Raw genomic sequence first — 19,464 nt, forward strand, 5'->3', positions numbered from 1 at the left:
ACCTACGGGAGCTTTACTCTTTCTTTCAAAACAATTATCCACTGAATTATGGTTTAGCTCTGCCTTTCCACAAAATGCTTGACCATGGGAATACCCAAACGGATGAGGTTTTTACACTTACGCTCAGGTTTAGCTCACCAATTGTTGATCTATTTATGCATGAATGAGTTCCCTTTCTTCGGTTCATGCTCATGAAGTTAATTAACATCACACCAGCAGTATAACTTATGATAAATTCATCATGATTTATTGCATTTTTGGAATTTATTCAAAGCTTGCAGCTTTGTGGGCCATGCTTATGCTGGGCACACACAATAAGCAATAAACATAAGCCGAGCGAAGCAAATAAATCAAACTATTGTACATTTACTTAAAACTGTATCGGTCTGATAAGTTGAAGCTTATAAATCCCGGCCTCTGCATATAGCTTCATATTGTAGCGTATGTGCCCTGAGATTCTGCAAACATGAGTACTAAAGTTAAATATTTGATAATCTCTAATTATCGCCTGAAAGAATTGACTGATAATGTTGACATTAAGAATGCAAATCCAAGTAGAGCTTCAAGAGCCATGATTGTTCTGATTCCTTTACTAATTTTCCCAGCATTGATAGAGTATTTATGGATTTTTGATATTTGGAATAAATACCAATAAAATATACTTGATTTATATACTAAAAAGATATACTTTTGTGATATAAATATAAAATATCATGAAAACAGTATCTTTAAAAATAGATGATTCGATTTTCGGTGAGACTGAAAAAATACTTGCTCGGATTAAGAAACCACGAAATCGATATATAAACGAAGCCATTGAGTTTTATAATAAAATTCAACGCAAACAGATGCTGGAGAAAAAGCTAAAAAAGGAATCAGGATTAGTCAAAGCGGATTCAATGTCTGTCCTTAATGACTTCGAGGGGATTGATTATGCTGATTAAACAATTTGAAATTTGGCTTGCAGATTTAAATCCTCAGATAGGAACTGAACCAGGTAAAACAAGACCAGTTCTAGCGATACAGACCAATCTGCTTAACAAGATTCCTCACCCATCTACTATTGTTTGTCCAATTACAACAAACGTTAAAATGGGTTCTGAGATATTAAGGGTACATCTTAAAAAAGGGACAAGCAACTTACATCAGGCTTGTGATATAATGATTGACCAAATTCGTGCGATTGATAATAAACGGTTGACAAAAAGACTGGGGATCTTACCTGATGAACTGATTGATTTGGTGAAAGAAAATATTCAAATAGTTCTAGACCTTGAATAATACACGATACCAAAGCCGAGTAACCCACCACACTTACAAACACTAGCAGAGAGAGGCGGCTGACACATCGGTACAGCATCCTAACGATCGCAAACCACCAAACCTACGGGAGCTTTACTCTTTCTTTCAAAACAATTATCCACTGAATTATGGTTTAGCTCTGCCTTTCCACAAAATGCTTGACCATGGGAATACCCAAACGGATGAGGTTTTTACACTTACGCTCAGGTTTAGCTCACCAATTGTTGATCTATTTATGCATGAATGAGTTCCCTTTCTTCGGTTCATCCTCATGAAGTTAATTAACATCCCACCAGCAGTATAACTTATGATAAATCCATAAGGTTTTATTTCTATTTTTGGAATTTATTCAAAGCTTGCAACTCTTTGTGCGTTATTCTTATGCTGGGTACACACAATAAATATACTTCAAGCCGTAGTTTCATTTTCAAAGAAAATGAATTTGTATATTTACAATCCATGAACTAAAGAATTTTATTGACTATTATGCGACACGCAGCATATTCAAACTGTTGTGTAAAAGTGAAGATAGCGGTGGTTTCTTATTATCAGCGTAAATTAAAGCAACAAAACATTCAGATTAAACTAAACCCTTGAAGGATGTTTCTTTGCCATCAGTTTTTCTTGCACAACACAGCCAACTTCTCCTTCTCGGTAGCAGCCATTACAAGAAACACATAAAGGTTTGTATTCTGGGTTTTTCTTCCACTTGTTCACAAGATCAGGTTCACTAAGTAATGGCCGTGCCATGGAAAAGTATTTAATATCCGTTTGGTTCAAAATATCTTGTAAGCGCGCAAAATTTCTATTTCCTCCCATTAACATAACTGGAATAGAAACAGCACTGGCAATTTGTTGAGTTGGCTCAAGAAAATAGGATTGTAATTCAGGCTTATGAATCTTTGTACGCGCCGGACTTATTCCCTTGCCAGAACTTTCATTTGCGCCACTTATCTCTAGGAGGTCGGCTCCAGCATTCTCAAATATTTTAGCAACTTCAATGGCATCAGCAAGAGTTAGCCCTTCACCTTCATCCATAAAATCGTCGTGATTCATTTTTATCATAATAGCAAAAGCAGAACCTACAGCTTTACGAATACTTGTAATAACTTCAACAATTATACGAGACCTATTTTCAATATTCCCACCGTACTCGTCCTCACGTCTATTACAATATGGCGTTAAAAACTGACTTAATAAATAGCCGTGCGCTGCGTGTAACTCAACAGCATCATAACCCGCTTTTTGTGCGCGCACAGATGCATTGGTAAACATTTTCACCACATGCCGAATATTGTCATTAGTCATTTCTTTAGGGGTAATTCCTGTAGCACGGTTCTTTATTGCCGAAGGCCCCCAAAGCGAAGCATCCTCAAAGTCGGGATGATTTGTTTGTGAGCCACCATAAGCCAACTGAATGGCAATTGGCGTATCGTTAGAGTGCACAATGTCAACTAGCTTTTTGTGCTCATCAATAAACGAATCGTTATAGATACCCATCATGCCTGGATTAGCTCTGTCATTTGGATCAACCATTGAGTAGCCCGTAATAATCATTCCAGCACCACCTTTAGATAGGTCTTTGTAAACCTTATATAACTGAGGTGTGATATGACCTTCTTTATCTGCCATATTCATCCATAAGGCAGAGCGAAAAATGCGATTGTTCAGTTTGATATTTCTAACTTTTGTTACTTTTAATAATTTCATCACCAGCAATTTTTAATTTACAATGCAAATTTAGGTTAGCTTTAATAATTATAATAATTAGTTAAATCATATATTTGTATTATAATTTTAATAGATATGGTGAATTTAGAATGGTATCGCACCTATAAAGCTATATACGATAAAGGTACATTAACAGCTGCAGCGGAAGCTTTATTTATTTCACAACCTGGCGTGAGTCTTCATTTAAGCTCGCTCGAAAACCATGTGGGAACAAAACTCTTTGATAGAGTGGCAAAAAAAATGGTAGCTACCGAACAAGGAAAAGTATTGTATAATGCTCTTTATGAACCATTGCTGAAACTAGAAGAAATAGAAAAGCGTTTCCAAAAAAGCACCGAACTCGAAGTTCCTACAATCAACATTGGAATGTGTTTTGAGACGTTTCAACATATCTTAGAAAGGCATCTTCATACCTTGAATTTTAATATTATAAGCAGTTTCTCTGACTATCAGAATCTATTGAAGGATTTAGAAAAAGGATTTATGGATGTTGTTATAACACCAAAAAAGATAGATATTAAAGGGATTGTTTATGAACCTATTGCCAGCGAAACCATAGTCCTAATTGGTAGTGCAGATATTGACAAAGTAGTCTTTACAAACGAGATAAAAAAAAGAAGCATTGTTGACTTAAAGCTCTTCCTGAGAGAAAAGAAATGGTATGGTGCATCTAGTGATAACGAACATACAAAACGTTTTTGGCAGGCAAACTTTAATTCCTTACCAGACTTTAGAGCAAATTATATAGTTCCCAATTTTAAATCAATTATCAATAGTTTGAGTTATGGTAGTGGCTTAGCTATTGTTCCAGACTTTCTTTGCCAAAAAGAAATTGAGAATAATAAACTGCAATTGCTTTGGAAAGGGAATTCTCCAATTGTAAATAAACTCTATTTTGCTTATCGGAAAAATTCGATCTACAAAAAACAATTGGATAAAATTTTAAATATCTTTAAAGAAGAAATGAGTTAATAGGCAAGACCAGCTCCCAATCTCGAGTAGCCCACCCCACTAGCAAACACTAGTTGGGAGAGGCTACTGATATATCGGTACAGCATCCTAAGGAGCTCACTCCACCGTATGCTGGGGAGCGATGCTCTTTCTTTCAAAACAAATATATAATGTAGATTTATTTCTCAGAAGCCGATACGGCGCTTCTCTATGTCAGAGTCCATAGTGGATAGAATTTATAAATAAGAGAAATGTTTTGATATAATCTTTACATCGACTCATGCCCTCTTCTGTTGAGACGATTCAAAGTAATGGTCGTTCCAAGCATAGGACTTTGGGCAACAGTCCATCCTCCCATTCGCCTACCCCACATCCCGGCTCACATATGACACAAATTTTTGAAGAACTATCGTGATAACTTATGATAAATTCATCATGATATATTGCATTATTGGAATTTATTCAAAGTTTGCAGTTGTTGGACAATGAGACCCCTTAAGCAAAAAAAAAATGGAGTGAAAAAGAAATAAGGAAGCACTAATACACTTTAACCAATTAGGGATAGATATTATACCTAATTTCGCCCGCAAAATAAAGTATAGATGGCAGAATTTCAGGGAGAGAAAAAAGAAGAGAAAGAAAAATTGAGTCAAAAACAGATTGACGAGTGTTTGGCGGTACTACAAACACTCAATGAGGATATCGATCAGATATTTGACATTCCAGAAGACAAACGACTTGCGCTAATGATATCTGCTGGCCAACTATCAAGACCAAGTAAAGAAGAATTTACTAGACGTAATAAAGCATCAAAAAAAGTTCGTAAACAGAAATTAAAACTCAAAGACAAACTAGCTAGAAACACAACAGGCATAAGATCTGCCAGAGATGCCAGTGTTTTTGTAGCTCCCATCATGATTGCCGCTGGTAATGAGAATACTGAAAAAGATATCCCCTTGGAATCTCCTAGAGATTGTTATGTATGTAAGGAATCCTTCGGAAAGCTTCATCATTTTTACGATACCATGTGCAAGGAATGTGGAGACTTCAACTACGCCAAACGTTTTCAAACTACCGACCTTAGCGGACAAGTGGCTTTGGTGACTGGTTCCAGACTTAAAATTGGATATCACATTACCTTGATTATGCTTCGCGCTGGTGCCAAAGTAATTGCTACTACTAGATTTCCCGTTGACTCTGCTTTAAGGTTTTCCAAAGAGCCTGATTTTGAAAAATGGGGACATCGATTGAAGATACATGGCCTCGACCTAAGACATATTCCAAGTGTTGAAATATTCTGTAATTATATTGAGCAGCAATACGAAAAACTAGATATACTCATTAATAATGCAGCTCAGACCGTAAGACGCCCAGCAGGCTTTTATCAACATCTAATGGCCAATGAAGACATGCCCATAAATGAGCTTCCTAGATATGCTCAAGTTCTCCTTTCTGATCATGATTCTTGTTTACGTAAATTGAGGTCATTGAGTACTGGATTTTCGGAAGCTGAAGAAAAAAACCTTCCTGTTAGTTGGCATGGAAAACAATTGGGAATTGGACTTCATGCTTCAGCTAGGCTTTCACAGATTCCATATAGCATTGATAATTCTTTACCCACCGATGAAGTATTCCCTGTGGGCAAACTAGATGCAGATTTACAACAAGTTGATTTAAGAAAAACTAATAGCTGGCGGTTGAAGTTAGGCGAAATCCATACCAACGAAATGTTAGAGGTTCAGCTAGTAAATTCTGTTGCGCCATTTGTGCTTACCAATCGCCTGGTCAATATTATGAAAAAAGAAAATACAGGTATTAAACATATTATTAATGTTTCGGCCATTGAAGGTAAATTTCACCGTTGGCATAAAGAAGACCGACATCCTCATACCAATATGGCCAAGGCGGCTTTAAATATGATGACACTTACCGGAGCTTCTGACTTTGCCAAGTATGGTATTTATATGAATGCTGTAGACACTGGCTGGGTAACTGATGAAGACCCTGCTGAATTAGCTAAACGAAAAGAAGATGAACATGACTTTCAACCTCCATTAGATATTGTGGATGGAGCGGCCAGAGTATTAGACCCTTTGTTCGATGGAATTAATACTAAGAAACATTGGTGTGGTAAATTCCTGAAGGATTACCGACCTATTGATTGGTAGAGGGGAACTCAATTACTTAGTATTAAATTATCTGTTTTATTACTGCAATTTGAAAATAAAACTCTCAATATCTATCATCATTTGATACCTTTGCGCATATATTAAAGTAAAAGTATACATGGCAGAAAAAGTATTATCCCTAGAACCTTACCATCCACTAGATATTTTCGGAGTAAACGAAGTCAATTTAAACACCATTAAAGAGATATTCCCATCCTTACGATTTGTGGTGAGAGGCGATGTATTTAAGATTTTTGGCAATGATGAGATGGTGATTCAATTTGAGAAATTCTTTGATGTGGCATTAATGCATTTTGAAAAGTTCAACAAGTTGAATCCTCAAGATTTAAAGGGCTTGATGCACGAATCGGCTTCTGAATTTGTAAAGGGCAGCACTTCGGGTGATGATATTCTAGTTCATGGAGTTAATGGTAAATTGATCAAAGCACTCACCGTCAATCAAAGAAAACTGGTGGAGACTTCCATGAAAAACGATTTGGTTTTTGCTATTGGTCCTGCTGGTAGTGGAAAAACTTATACTGCAGTTGCTTTAGCCGTTCGAGCTTTAAAGAACAAAGAAGTAAAGAGGATTATTTTAGCGCGTCCAGCAGTAGAAGCTGGAGAAAGCCTAGGATTCCTCCCTGGCGACATGAAGGAAAAACTAGATCCTTATATGATGCCGCTTTACGACGCTTTAAGAGATATGCTTCCGGCTGTAAAACTGGAAAAATATTTAGAGGATGGCACTATTGAAATTGCCCCTTTAGCATTTATGCGTGGAAGAACATTAAATAATGCTTATGCCATATTAGATGAAGCACAAAATGCTACTTCGAGCCAACTTAAGATGTTTCTAACCAGAATGGGCGTTTACTCCAAGTTTTTCGTTACTGGTGATATTACTCAAATCGACCTTCCAAGAAAATACACATCCGGCTTAAAGCAAGCTCAAAACATGCTGAAGGATATCAAGGGAGTCGACTTTGTTCACCTCAATGATAAAGATATTGTTCGCCATTCATTGGTAACAAGTATTATCAAAGCCTATCAATTGATGGAGGATGAGGAGGAGCAAAATAGAAAAGAGAAGAAACAATCATCAATATAGTTATAATCAGTATATTCCAACTTTAATATTTAGAATTACATATTGTAATAAATAATGAAATATAAGACCGGATATATAAGTTTGTCCTCCATTTAAATATCAGGGATCAATCCTAGTTTATATTTATAAATTATTATATTTTTGCGCTTATTACAGTCGGTACAAATGCATACAACATAATTACTAATGATAAAAAAGCTATCTATTATTATCCCAGCCTATAATGAAGGCAAAACAATTCATCTCATTTTAAACAAGATACTTGATGTTGATTTAAAGGGAATTAAAAAAGAAATTATAATAGTAAATGATTGTTCTACTGATGACACAAAAGAAGCAGTAGAAAAGTACATGGTTAAGAATAAAAATTTGGATATCCAACTTTTTAATCAAGAAACCAACCAAGGTAAAGGTGCCGCACTTCAAGTAGGTTTTTCACATGCAACTGGAGAATACACCATTATTCAAGATGCTGATTTAGAATACAATCCCGAAGAATACAATGACCTTTTAAAACCTGTATACTATACTAACGCAGATGTAGTTTATGGATCAAGGTTTATGGGCTCAAATCCTCATAGAATTTTATTTTTCTGGCATACCATAGGTAATCGCTTTCTTACTTTTTTATCTAATATGTTTACCAACTTGAACTTAACAGATATGGAAACCTGTTATAAAATGATGAGGACAGACATATTAAAGAATATCAATATCAAAGAGAAAAGATTTGGTATAGAGCCCGAAATAACAGCAAAAATATCTAGAGTCCCTAATATTAAAATATATGAAGTAGGGATCTCTTATCATGGAAGAACTTATGCTGATGGTAAGAAAATAAGTTATAAAGATGGATTTCATGCCATATATTGCATTTTCAAGTATAATCTTTTTTCAAAAAAATAAATTCTGATGATCCCTAAATTAGCTGATTTTGACTATACTAAAATAATTATTTTATTATCAATAATCATCTGGGTACATTTAGTCCACAAGGAAGCAGAATGGGAAAAAGACACTGTAATTCAACACGATATAAAAATTTACTATTCTTATTTACCTGCTACATTTATTTATAAAGATTTAAGCTTTAAATTTAAACACCAACTACCCAAAGAAATAACAAAATACATTTGGGGAAAACCATTACCAAATAATGAGGGGTATGTTCAGAAGATGACAATGGGAACCGCCATCATGTATTCTCCCTTCTTCTTTATTGCCCACCAGCATGCAAAACTTTTCGGTTACGATCCTAGCGGGTACTCTGAGCCTTACAGTAGATGGTTGGTATACAGCAGTATTTTTTATGCTCTTATGGCTATGTTGATCATTAGACTAACCCTGATTCAATTTTTTAGTAAAGGAGTTGTCAGTCTCACTCTTATTATTTTGTTTTTCGGCACCAACTTGTTTTTCTACACTGTTTATAATGGGCCTATGAGCCATGTTTATTCTTTCTTTTTATTTTCATTATTTATATATCTATCCATAAAATGGAATGAAAAACCACATTGGGGAAAAGCTATTCTAATTGGTCTTACTGGTGGATTAATTACCCTTATCAGACCCACAAACATTATTATTTTTATTTTCCCTTTACTCTATAATGTTTACACCATTGATACAGCAAAAGAAAAAATACTTATATTAAAAAAATACTGGCTCCACATATTTCTGATAGCTATCTCAAGCATCATTATGTGTTCGCCTCAATTAATTTACTGGAAGTATATTACAGGCCATTGGGTTTATGGCTCCTATGGAGATGAAGGTTTCTTTTTTCTAAATCCCAATATCATTAAGGGCCTATTCAGCTATAGAAAAGGGTGGTTAATTTATACACCGCTTATGATTTTCGCTATTATTGGAATCCCTTTCCTATTCAAAAAAATGAAGCCATTTGCTCTTCCAATTAGTATTTTCTTAGTCCTAAATATATGGATAATATATAGTTGGTGGACCTTTTGGTATGGAGGAGGATTTGGCTCAAGACCAATGATAGATTCCTATCCACTTATGGCCATTCCACTCGCGCTTTTTATTTCATTAAGCATCAAATCTAAATGGTTTAATTGGAGAATTATTCCTGTTATTATAGCTATTGTGTTTTTTGTAAGACTTAATATTTTCCAAACTAATCAGTATAACTTGGGCATAATACATTACGACGGGATGACAAAAGAAGCATATTGGGGAGTGTGGAATAAAATGCATTACCCTGAAAATTATAGAACATTAATTCAAAGACCAGATTACGAAAGTGCTAAAAAAGGAGAAAAAGAGGATTTTGATAAGAACTAATCTACCAAAGCGATAATTTAGTCAATGAATTTTTTTAAAAAATCCAATTACGCCAACAAATCTTTTATCACTTTTGGGAAATACTCATATTCTAAAGTATGAATTTTCTGAGCTATGGAATCTGGATCTTCACCCTCCTCTATCTCTATAGATTTTTGAAATATAATGTCGCCATCGTCATACTTTTCGTTTACATAATGAACAGTGATTCCACTTTCTTTCTCACGAGCCTCAGAAACAGCTTGATGAACATAATCTCCATACATTCCCTTCCCTCCATATTTAGGTAAAAGCGCAGGGTGAATATTGATAATATTTAAAGGATAATTCTGAATAAGATAGGAAGGAACCAACCACATAAAACCAGCTAACACTACTAAATCGATCTTGTGTTCTATCAAACTTTCTAAAACTATCTCATCACCATAAAAATCGCTTCTATTGAAAACCACAACTGGTATATCTAATTTTGCAGCTCTCTCAATTACTTTAGCGTTGGCATTATTAGTTAACACTAGCTCTACGCTAATATTTTCACTTTGCAAAAAGAACTTAATGATGTTTTCTGCATTACTACCATTACCAGAAGCAAAAATGGCTATTCTTTTCATTATTAGATATTTAGTTATGACATTTGAAGATATAAAACGTAACAATTGGCAAAAATAGATAAAAAGGCAAGGCCAAAACACAACTTTTTAGTAAATGAAGTAACAAAAACATCAAAAGAATACGAAAACAAGACAAAAACAACCCCAAAGGCTTACCCAAAAACACACAAAAAGACCCCAATACTCCCATCATTCGAATTTTCTTGTCGAAAAGTCGACATGCTTCACGCCTGATTATCAGAAGCATCCTTTTTTGCAAGTCATAAAAAGTCAAAAATGTGTTGGTTTGTACGATTGAAATTTTTTTCTTTGCAGCTTATTAATTCAAAAAAGGAGATAAACATGTCTGACACAAAATCAAAGGTTATTGATATTATAGTTGACAAATTAGGAGTAGACCCAAGCGAGGTAACTCCAGAAGCTAATTTTACTAACGATTTAGGCGCTGATTCATTGGATACAGTTGAATTAATTATGGAGTTCGAAAAGGAATTCAACATCTCTATTCCAGATGATCAAGCTGAGAATATCCAAACAGTTGGTGAAGCTATATCTTATATTGAAGAGCACGCTCAATAATTCAAACATTTCTTTATGAAATTAAGAAGAGTAGTGGTTACAGGCTTAGGAGCCGTTACTCCATTAGGTAATACTGTCCCAGAGTACTGGGATGCATTGCTTAATGGGGTTTCGGGCGCAGCCGAAATAACCCGTTTTGATCATTCGAAGTTTAAGACTCATTTTGCATGCGAAGTAAAAGGTTTTAATCCGCTTGATCATTTTGACAGAAAAGAAGCCAGAAAGTACGATCTTTACGCTCAATTTGGTTTAGTTGCCGCTTATCAAGCTGTTGCTGACGCCAAATTAGACGACGAAAATATTGATAAAGAAAGAGTAGGAGTTATCTGGGCATCAGGAATTGGTGGCCTCGAAACTTTTGCTAAAGAAGTAGGTGACTATGCCAAAGGCGACGGAACACCACGTTACAACCCTTTCTTTATTCCAAAAATGATTGCAGATATTACTGCAGGTCATATCTCCATTAAATATGGATTCCAAGGACCAAACTTTGCTACTGTTTCAGCTTGTGCCTCATCGGCAAATGCTATGGCAGATGCATTCAACTATATAAGATTAGGCAAAGCCGATGCTTTTGTAGTGGGTGGTTCTGAAGCTGCCGTTAACTCCCCTGGTGTTGGTGGGTTTAACGCTATGCACGCCATCTCCACTCGTAATGATGATCCTAAAACAGCCTCTCGCCCTTTTGATAAAGATCGTGATGGTTTTGTAATTGGAGAAGGTGGAGCTGGATTAATATTCGAAGAGTATGAACACGCTATAGCTCGTGGTGCTACTATTTATGCTGAGGTTGCTGGAGCAGGCCTTTCTGCTGATGCACACCACATGACTAGCCCACACCCTGAAGGACATGGTGCTATGCTAGCTATGAAATGGGCATTACAAGATGCAGGTTTAGAACCTATACAAATGGACCATATCAATACTCATGGAACATCTACTCCTTTGGGAGATATTGCTGAACCAAAAGCTATCACCACTCTATATGGTGAGCATGCTTATAATATCAGTATCAACTCTACCAAATCAATGACAGGTCACTTATTGGGAGCTGCAGGAGCTGTTGAAGCTATCGCTACTGTTTTAGCGGTGAAAAACGATATCGTTCCTCCAACAATTAACCATTATGAAACCGACCCTAACATTGATCAGAAATTAGATTTCACATTCAATGTTGCTAAGAAACGTACTGTTGACGTAGCTTTATCCAATACTTTTGGATTTGGTGGTCACAACGCCTCTCTTATCTTCAAAAAAAATAAATAATCGTTGATTGGTCAATTCATAAAACGAATCAAGATACATATTTCGACTGATAAAGAATTTTATCATTCTATAAAAAATATTTTCGGGTTTTATCCCGGAAATATTTTTTTGTATAAACTAGCTTTACGTCACCGCTCTGTTGCTAAAGAAATAACTGAAGGCGTAAAGATCAGTAATGAAAGGTTAGAATACCTTGGTGACGCCATACTCGGCGCCATAGTAGCAGACTACTTGTTTAAAAAATATCCGATTAAAGATGAGGGCTTCTTAACAGATATGCGCTCAAAAATCGTGAGTAGAGCCAGTTTGAATAAACTTTCTCAGAAGCTTGGGATAGACAAGTTAATTCAAGTAGACAAAGACAATAACAAACACTTCCGCTCTATCAATGGTGATGCATTTGAAGCCATGGTTGGGGCTTTATTCTTAGACAAGGGATACGATTTCACCCACCATATCATGATCAACAGAGTGATAGCCGTCCACTTTGATTTGGAGGAATTAGTTAAAGCGGAAATGAATCACAAAAGTACCCTTTTAGAATATTGTCAAAAGAAAAAGATGGAATTGGAATACAATGTCATTCAAGAAATAGGTACTGGCTACAGAAAGCAGTTTGAGGTAGAAGCCATTATTAATGGTAAATCCATGTCAAAAGCCAGAGACTACTCCATTAAAGGTGCTGAAAAACTGGCTGCTGAAAAAGCGTACACAAAGCTGAATCCGGCTAAATCTAATCCAGAGCATTAATCCTCGTAAATATCTTCGTAGGAAACATCCAAATCAATACCTGATTGAAAGTCAAATAAAGTAGATCGTCTTAATCTAAAATAATTATACCAATAAGTTCTTAATGCTCCTATATAGCCAACCTTGGCTTGATCTGTTTCTTTTTGTGCAATATTTAAATCTGTCACTCCAATCTTTCCAATCAAATATCTGTTTTTAGAAACAACAAAACTCTTCTGAGCTATGGTATCGCTTTTTGCTGCAATAATCAACTGATTTTGCTGAATATTAAACTCCCCTACTTCTAAAAATATGGATTGAGAGAAATCTACTCTTTCTTGCTCTACTGAAGTTTTAGCAAGCTCCTCATTACTTTGCGCTATCCTAACTTGACCTTTTCTCCTACCCCAATCTAAAATAGGAATATGGAGGCCTAGTGAAAGCTGTTGTTGCTGCAATGGATCCTGATATACCTGATCAAAAACTGTTGAAGATCCATTGATTCCAAAAATCAAGGACAAGTTAGCATTAAAACCATAAGCCTTAGCTGCACTCACACCTGACTGGGCCTCCAATAATCTTCTTTCAAACTCCAAAATCGTAGAGGAATTCTTTAACGCTTTTTCTAAAGCCATCTCTCTATCTACTTTTTCGAAAAAACTTGGAGAAGGAATAACTAGGTTTAAACGGCTATCATCTTTCATTCTTAAAAATGACTTTAGTCGGAACATAGCGTCCTCTAAATCCATAGCATTTTTTTCCATAGCAGCCTGTGACTTCAGCAAACTCAATTCCATCTGTAAAACTTCATCTTCACCTATCCTACCCAAATTATATCTTCCTTTTGCAACTTTATAAAGGGTATCATAATTCATCACATTGATTTCTGCTATCTTATAATCTACTTGAGCGGTTAAAAGCCTAAAGAAATAGGTGATAGCATCTATAGAAACGCCTTCTACGGCTTCCAGATACTTTTTCTTGGCTACTTCATACTTAATGGGTTCAATCTTTCGATCCCATTTATATTGATTAAATTGAAATAAGGGTTGATTGAGACCAATATTGATGGGTGTAGACAAATACTGACGCGTTGTAGTATCTGTCAAATAATTAATGGTATGCTCTAAACCTGAGCTTACAAATACATTACCACCTGTCCAAGGAATCGCTTGATTTAAACTTAATCCACCACGATATAAAATACTATTTTGTTTGGCATAATAGGATACTCCAGCTGTTGTTTCTTGGGAGATTCGATTCTGAATATTTGGAATAACACCATCAAAATCTAAAGTAGGTAATTGCTCGGCTTTATAAAATCGATATTGCCAATAGCTGGCTCTAAAGCTATGTTTAGCTATTTGTGCTGCTGGCGACTGCTCCTTTGCAATATTTAATACATTTTCGAGAGTCAATATTTTATCTTGTGCCTGGCTTGAAAACGCAAAGGCAAAACTCAATACAAAGAATATATATTTTTTCATGCTGAATAATTTTAAAATAGGGAATTACTATTCGTGTCTTAAACTAGAAACTGGATCTTTCTCTGCAGCTTTTTGGGCTGGCATATATCCAAAGATAACGCCAATACCTGCACTCACACCAAAAGAAATAAGGATGGAAAATCCACTAACAATAGTTGGGATTTCGGTAAACTGGGTTATCAATTGAGCTATAACCAAACCTAGAACAATACCAATAATTCCACCTGTTACTGAAATAATGGTGGCTTCGCTTAAGAACTGGAAAACAATATCTTTTTGAGTGGCTCCTATGGCTCGTCGAACTCCAATCTCTCTGATTCTCTCCATCACAGAGGCCAGCATGATGTTCATGATACCAATCCCTCCAACTATCAAAGAAATGCTCGCAATAGCTCCTAAAACTAGATTGAAGATGGAACGGGTTTTCTGTTCTTGCTTCAATAATAACTCTGGAACCGTGATTTGAAAGTCTTTGGCACCTGCATGACGACGAAGGAGCATTTTATTTAAAACAGCAGCTGTAGTTTTTAGCTTATCTGTATCAGTTACCTGAACCACCAACTTGTCGAGTTGGTTTCTATTGGTTTCAGTAGAAGAATTATCTGATCTACGACCTCTTCCCTTTAGTGATTTTTTAGTCACGATAGAACGATCATTATATCTAATTAAAACCGTTTCTAGAGGTGCATAAACATTCATATCAAAATCACTCAATTTCAACTCTGACAGTTGCTCGCCTCCACTACCATGACTTCTTAGCACTCCAACTATGGTCAACCAAACATCACCACATTTTATCTGCTTTCCAAGAGCATCTTCTGTGGGGAATAATCTACTTTTTATATTGTGCCCTATTACACATACTTGCTTGGCATGCTTATAATGGAAATCACTAAAATAACTTCCTTGCTCTAACTCTAAACTATAGATATCAAAATAATCAACAGTAACTCCAGTAAAAGTTCCTTTAACCCCCCTATCATTATAAATAATACGGGTTTGATTGATAACTTCTGGGCTTACTCGTTCCACTCCTGGTATCATTTTTTTAATGGAATAAGCCTCCTCTAAAGTTAAACCTCGAGAAAGTTTCTCCTTACTCTTTTCTTCCTCAGCTTCGGTTCCTTCTTCATCAGACTCCTCAGAACTGGAAGAATTATCGTCACTTTCCACCGGAGTAATCACAATATTATTAACGCCCACCAGCTTCATTTGATCGAGCACTTCTTTCTTAGCTCCATTACCAATAGCCAACATAGAAATTACTGCTGCCACGCCAAAAATGATACCTAAAGCCGTCAACATAGAACGCACCTTATTATCAAAAACGGCTCCAATGGCAATCTGAAGACTCAGAAAATATTTATCTAATTTTAATTTCACAATTTTCTCCTTTTCCTTTGAAACTGATTAGTCATTTAGCTTTGATGTAAGCGCTTCTATTTTCCAATCTTCAGCTCCTTCAGGAGGATAGAGATAAACCTCTTGTCCGGCCTCTAAACCATTAGTCACCACAATGCTTTCTTCATTGCTTTGGGCTGTTTCCACTTGTTGCTTCCTTCCATCGGTATAAACAAACTGAATACTATCCTGTGTGTTTAAGCATTCTAGTGGAATAAATATGGCTTCTGGCAAAACCTCAGTAATAATTTTGTTTTTGGTAGTCATGGCTGGTCGTAAATCTTCATCCTGTCCTTCCACATCTATAATGACTTCAAATACATGTGCAGAAGAGTTTTTCATCTCTTCACCTATATTGGCCACTTGGGTTATAATTCCTGTCAAGCTTTTCTCGGGGAAGGCATCCACTCCAATTTGTACTTCTTGTCCAACCTGTACCTTGCTAATATCAATCTCGTTGACATAAGTTTTGATGAGCATTTGAGTTAAATCGGGTAATTTAGCAACTATAGGTCTCCAAGGACTAATCATGGAACCGGTTTTTATCTTGTCACCGCGCCAAGTCTTCTCATAAATCACCATTCCGGCTTGAGGTGCTTTAATATCAAACTCCGATAATATGGCCAGAATACTATTTTTCCTGTTTTGGTCTTTATTATAATCAATCATTACCTCCTGTATGGAAGTCACCTCTTTGTTCATTTTCAGACTATAATTTTCTGCAGCTTGATCCAAACTACGTAATGACTTTTCATAAGAAATCTCGGCTCTACGTTGGGTTGCAGGTGGTTCAAATTTAGAATTATCCACTTCTAATTTAGCCTCTTCCGTAGCATATTTCATATTGACCATATTATCTCGAGCTGCTCTTAGGGTAAGTGCCGAATCGAGCTTTAAAGTAGTAATCTGAGAATTTAGTTTGTCTAGATTCGCATCTACATCTTTTAGCTTATTCAGAACCACTGTTTTATCTAAACTGGCTATATAATCGCCCGAATCCACAATGGTTCCTTCTTCTACAATATTGTCGATCTTTATTTCACCCCAAATCTCTACACTTTGAAGGTTTCGAGGACCGTTAATTTCAGTTGAATTTTTAGCATCCAACTCACCAGTGGTGGTCACACTAATCACAAATTCTCCAGAATCCACTTTGCTAATAATGGCTGAACTACTTGTTGAACTGGGATAAAAATACCATCCGATAGATAGAGCTATAATGGTGGCGGCAATAATGAGTAAAGTTTTTTTCTTCATGTGGAAGGTTTATGCATTAACGATAAGGATTCTAATTTCGTCTACAATGATACAAAATAGCCTTATTTAAGTAAGTCAAGGAAGCGTTAAAAAACCTAAAGAAATAGATAAAATATCCATTAGGTATAATAAAACTTCCAGAATCTGCGTTTTTCTTTACAGAAAGCAGATCTTAGTAAAAAAAATGATTTAACTTTGGAATATTCTAATTAGATTCAATATGATGAGAAAATTACTCTTATTTACGCTTTTATCTTCCTTTTTTTCCATTTCCTTAATGGCCCAAAACATCACAAAAGGTGAGCAAATACAATCTGAGGTTGGTATTTCTATTTTCAAATTTGATATGAAAAAACAATCATTTTTCTCCTTAAAATTAAATTTAGAATTAAGCACTACAGCTAATGATATCATCTATCCTGAGGCTTCATTTCTCAGCCTTCAATTACAAAATCCCAAAACCTTAGAATTCATTGAGTTTGCCAGAATATATCTTCAAGCCTCATTAAAAGAAAACGAAGAAATCATCTATAACTATGATTTACAAATGTGGCAGCATTGGTTCATTAAGAATCCTCAAATTAGAGTCTTGAGTAATACTGATATTAATCATTTAATTTTATCAATGGAATTGGAAGCTGAGGAAGGCCAACCAAACATTAATGTTATTGATATTATACCGCTTTGGCAAAGTGATTTGAAGGGATTTCCATATACAGAGACAGGAGTTTCCGTAGAATTATTACCAGCAAAAGAAATCCAATTACCCAAAGGCACAAAACATGCCATAGCAAGTGTTCTTATTAGCGGACAAGCAGAAGATATTTCGGAGACCTCTTCTCGTTTTTATTTTCTAGAGATTAATGACACTGATGTATCAAAAAGAAGTATTTGGCGTGACGATTGCTCCTTAAACCCACTTCAACCAGAGCAAGAACATTGGTATTTGAGTCGGCCCAATTGGTGCCCGGGTTTAAAGGTTTATCCCCTACTTCACTTTATCGAGAAAAAATATATTGATCAGGGAAATATCAAACTAGAATTGAGTTTTCAAGAAGACAAAGGCAAAGTAAGTGGAATAGATTCTTATGTGACCTCCTCAGTTTTATTTGCTTTAGGAGAAGCTAAGGAAGCTATCAACCTATCAATAAATGAGATCTATTCTCCCAATAATAAAATCTGGCATGAATCATATAATCCAATATGTGGTTCACCAGTGATACTTATTCAGAATACAGGAAGTGAGAAGGTGGAAAGCATCACTTTTAATTATGGTTATAATTATCAAACTGATAATAAATTCAGATGGAAGGGAGAGCTTGGCTTTTTAGAAGAAGAGATTATATATCTTCCATCCCTAAACTGGTATTTCTTTGAAAATGGAGATCAACCAGAAACTTTTACGGTACATATTTCCTCCGTTAATGGAAAAGAAAAAGCTTTAAAGCTAGGCAAGAAGACTTCTGAGATGACATTAGCAGAAGTATTTCCTGCTCAATTAATCTTTGAACTGAATACCGACCATGCTGCGGATTTAAATGGATTAGAAATATTTAATGAAGCTGGAGAAGCCTATTTTAGTAGTGGAGAATTAAAATCGGATACTACATATAGTTTCTCTGTTGATTTTGCTCCAGGCTGCTACGAAATGATTTATTATGATGAAGCCAAAGATGGATGTCAGAGCAAGAAAAATAAATCTGGATTTCTCCGTATTATAGACCGCCAAAAAGATGCGGAGCTAAAAAGCTTCGATGGGAATTTTGGTAGCGAGGTTCGGGAGCAGTTTATGATTTTTAGGTAAATTGGGATTGTATTTTATTAAAGACTTGATTAGATAAGCATGAAACAAAGCTAAAAAAGTCACACATTGCTGCGAGGCTTTGAAATTTCCAAACTAATTAGCTTTTGCCAAGCATCTCATTCACTAGTAAATGAAAGGAATAAGCAGCTGTTATAAAAATCAAAATTCGAATAATTATTGAAGTTAGCCTATTTACTGGGTACAAAAACCTTAAAGCAATTCTGTAAGCTTTTATCTTATCTTGTTTATTTAGAATCGAGAATAGAATTAAGGAGATTATAATAACAACAAAACTCAATCCCACTCCTACACCATATAATGGAAAATCTATACTGAAAAACTTTGCTGTATTATTTACCCCCAAAAACTTTTCTAAATAGAATAAAATTATAAATGATGTAAATATTACATTTCCGAAGGCTGCTGCACCAACACTCGAATCTCTATCTTCCCAAGCTGGATCCTTTTTGAATGATCGTTCAATTAACACATAATTAATCATCCATATAGTATAAATAAGTCTAATTATAATCATACAAATACGGTCCTAAATAGTCTTTTCAAAAAAATACATGGAATCGTTTCCTATTAACCCGAGTTCGATTATAAAAACAGAGCTAATTGATCGTCTTTCTCCAAATCATATTTTATAGAAGGTTTTTTAGCAAAGAATGAATATGCGATAAGAGCGGCGATAATATTGGAGATAAAATTTTCAAAACTTCTGTGCCTAGAATGTTCAATTTGGCACATGTTTTTTAGTTCA

At 35.5% G+C, this 19,464-nt stretch carries 18 protein-coding genes and 1 pseudogene; 12 read left to right on the forward strand and 7 right to left on the reverse strand.

Annotated features, from left to right (window positions below; genetic code table 11):
* Nucleotides 1–466 precede the first annotated feature (466 nt).
* Genes HNS40_RS19485 through HNS40_RS19495 form a run of 3 tightly spaced genes read left to right on the forward strand, consistent with a single transcriptional unit; the run spans nt 467 to nt 1,281 of the window.
* Nucleotides 467–655 (forward strand): hypothetical protein, encoded by a 189-nt coding sequence (locus tag HNS40_RS19485; RefSeq protein WP_172284046.1) that lies wholly within the window; start codon nt 467–469, stop codon nt 653–655.
* Nucleotides 656–713: 58 nt separating this feature from the next.
* A complete protein-coding gene (locus HNS40_RS19490; protein WP_172284048.1) occupies nt 714–944 on the forward strand; it encodes a hypothetical protein in 231 nt (76 codons plus the stop codon).
* Entirely contained in the window at nt 934–1,281 is a 348-nt protein-coding gene (locus tag HNS40_RS19495; RefSeq protein ID WP_172284050.1) for a type II toxin-antitoxin system PemK/MazF family toxin, read from the forward strand. The genes HNS40_RS19490 and HNS40_RS19495 overlap by 11 nt, the downstream gene beginning before the upstream one ends.
* Nucleotides 1,282–1,887: 606 nt before the next feature.
* Here the strand turns inward: HNS40_RS19495 and HNS40_RS19500 are convergent.
* The gene (locus HNS40_RS19500) at nt 1,888–3,012 is read right to left on the reverse strand and encodes an NADH:flavin oxidoreductase (RefSeq protein ID WP_172284052.1); all 1,125 of its coding nucleotides are present in this window, start codon (nt 3,010–3,012) and stop codon (nt 1,888–1,890) included.
* A gap of 96 nt (nt 3,013–3,108) precedes the next feature.
* Here HNS40_RS19500 and HNS40_RS19505 point away from each other — a divergent pair, with 96 nt between their 5' ends.
* The 5 genes from HNS40_RS19505 (at nt 3,109) to HNS40_RS19525 (ending at nt 9,564) form a co-directional block, all read left to right on the forward strand.
* Nucleotides 3,109–4,005: a LysR family transcriptional regulator gene (locus HNS40_RS19505; RefSeq protein ID WP_172284054.1), complete on the forward strand. Its 897-nt coding sequence runs from the start codon at nt 3,109–3,111 to the stop codon at nt 4,003–4,005.
* Nucleotides 4,006–4,586: 581 nt separating this feature from the next.
* Nucleotides 4,587–6,152, forward strand: coding sequence for an SDR family oxidoreductase (locus HNS40_RS19510; RefSeq protein WP_172284056.1), 1,566 nt, complete (start codon nt 4,587–4,589; stop codon nt 6,150–6,152).
* Between the two features lie 118 nt (nt 6,153–6,270).
* The gene (locus tag HNS40_RS19515; protein WP_172284059.1) at nt 6,271–7,260 is read left to right on the forward strand and encodes a PhoH family protein; all 990 of its coding nucleotides are present in this window, start codon (nt 6,271–6,273) and stop codon (nt 7,258–7,260) included.
* 186 nt (nt 7,261–7,446) lie between these two features.
* Nucleotides 7,447–8,166, forward strand: coding sequence for a glycosyltransferase family 2 protein (locus HNS40_RS19520; RefSeq protein ID WP_172284061.1), 720 nt, complete (start codon nt 7,447–7,449; stop codon nt 8,164–8,166).
* Between the two features lie 6 nt (nt 8,167–8,172).
* Nucleotides 8,173–9,564 (forward strand): hypothetical protein, encoded by a 1,392-nt coding sequence (locus HNS40_RS19525; protein ID WP_172284063.1) that lies wholly within the window; start codon nt 8,173–8,175, stop codon nt 9,562–9,564.
* Nucleotides 9,565–9,611: 47 nt separating this feature from the next.
* On the opposite strand, the gene purN is transcribed toward HNS40_RS19525, so the two are convergent.
* The gene (purN, locus tag HNS40_RS19530) at nt 9,612–10,175 is read right to left on the reverse strand and encodes a phosphoribosylglycinamide formyltransferase (protein ID WP_172284066.1); all 564 of its coding nucleotides are present in this window, start codon (nt 10,173–10,175) and stop codon (nt 9,612–9,614) included.
* Nucleotides 10,176–10,517: 342 nt separating this feature from the next.
* Here purN and HNS40_RS19535 point away from each other — a divergent pair, with 342 nt between their 5' ends.
* From HNS40_RS19535 to rnc, 3 genes are read left to right on the forward strand one after another with little or no spacing between them, the layout of a single operon-like run.
* Nucleotides 10,518–10,754 carry an acyl carrier protein gene (locus tag HNS40_RS19535; protein ID WP_172284068.1) on the forward strand — a complete coding sequence of 79 codons (237 nt, stop codon included), beginning with the start codon at nt 10,518–10,520 and terminating at the stop codon, nt 10,752–10,754.
* 15 nt (nt 10,755–10,769) lie between these two features.
* Nucleotides 10,770–12,020: a beta-ketoacyl-ACP synthase II gene (gene fabF, locus HNS40_RS19540; protein ID WP_172284071.1), complete on the forward strand. Its 1,251-nt coding sequence runs from the start codon at nt 10,770–10,772 to the stop codon at nt 12,018–12,020.
* Between the two features lie 3 nt (nt 12,021–12,023).
* On the forward strand, nt 12,024–12,770 hold the full coding sequence (gene rnc, locus HNS40_RS19545) for a ribonuclease III (RefSeq protein ID WP_256367561.1): 747 nt from the start codon (nt 12,024–12,026) through the stop codon (nt 12,768–12,770).
* Here rnc and HNS40_RS19550 read toward each other — a convergent pair.
* Genes HNS40_RS19550 through HNS40_RS19560 form a run of 3 tightly spaced genes read right to left on the reverse strand, consistent with a single transcriptional unit; the run spans nt 12,767 to nt 16,894 of the window.
* The gene (locus HNS40_RS19550) at nt 12,767–14,236 is read right to left on the reverse strand and encodes a TolC family protein (RefSeq protein WP_172284073.1); all 1,470 of its coding nucleotides are present in this window, start codon (nt 14,234–14,236) and stop codon (nt 12,767–12,769) included. The genes rnc and HNS40_RS19550 overlap by 4 nt on opposite strands.
* A gap of 27 nt (nt 14,237–14,263) precedes the next feature.
* The gene (locus tag HNS40_RS19555; protein WP_216663775.1) at nt 14,264–15,619 is read right to left on the reverse strand and encodes an ABC transporter permease; all 1,356 of its coding nucleotides are present in this window, start codon (nt 15,617–15,619) and stop codon (nt 14,264–14,266) included.
* 27 nt (nt 15,620–15,646) lie between these two features.
* Entirely contained in the window at nt 15,647–16,894 is a 1,248-nt protein-coding gene (locus HNS40_RS19560; protein ID WP_172284076.1) for an efflux RND transporter periplasmic adaptor subunit, read from the reverse strand.
* Nucleotides 16,895–17,114: 220 nt separating this feature from the next.
* Here HNS40_RS19560 and HNS40_RS19565 point away from each other — a divergent pair, with 220 nt between their 5' ends.
* Nucleotides 17,115–18,698 (forward strand): peptide-N-glycosidase F-related protein, encoded by a 1,584-nt coding sequence (locus HNS40_RS19565; RefSeq protein WP_172284078.1) that lies wholly within the window; start codon nt 17,115–17,117, stop codon nt 18,696–18,698.
* A gap of 97 nt (nt 18,699–18,795) precedes the next feature.
* Here the strand turns inward: HNS40_RS19565 and HNS40_RS19570 are convergent, their stop codons facing one another.
* Together HNS40_RS19570 and HNS40_RS23315 are read right to left on the reverse strand one after the other, a co-directional pair.
* Complete coding sequence (locus HNS40_RS19570) at nt 18,796–19,200, reverse strand: hypothetical protein (RefSeq protein ID WP_172284080.1); 405 nt, start codon at nt 19,198–19,200, stop codon at nt 18,796–18,798.
* Nucleotides 19,201–19,301: 101 nt separating this feature from the next.
* Nucleotides 19,302–19,464: pseudogene (locus tag HNS40_RS23315) on the reverse strand (IS982 family transposase); the annotation flags it as partial.

This window comes from Lentimicrobium sp. S6 (genome assembly GCF_013166635.1).
Lineage (GTDB): Bacteria > Bacteroidota > Bacteroidia > Bacteroidales > UBA12170 > UBA12170.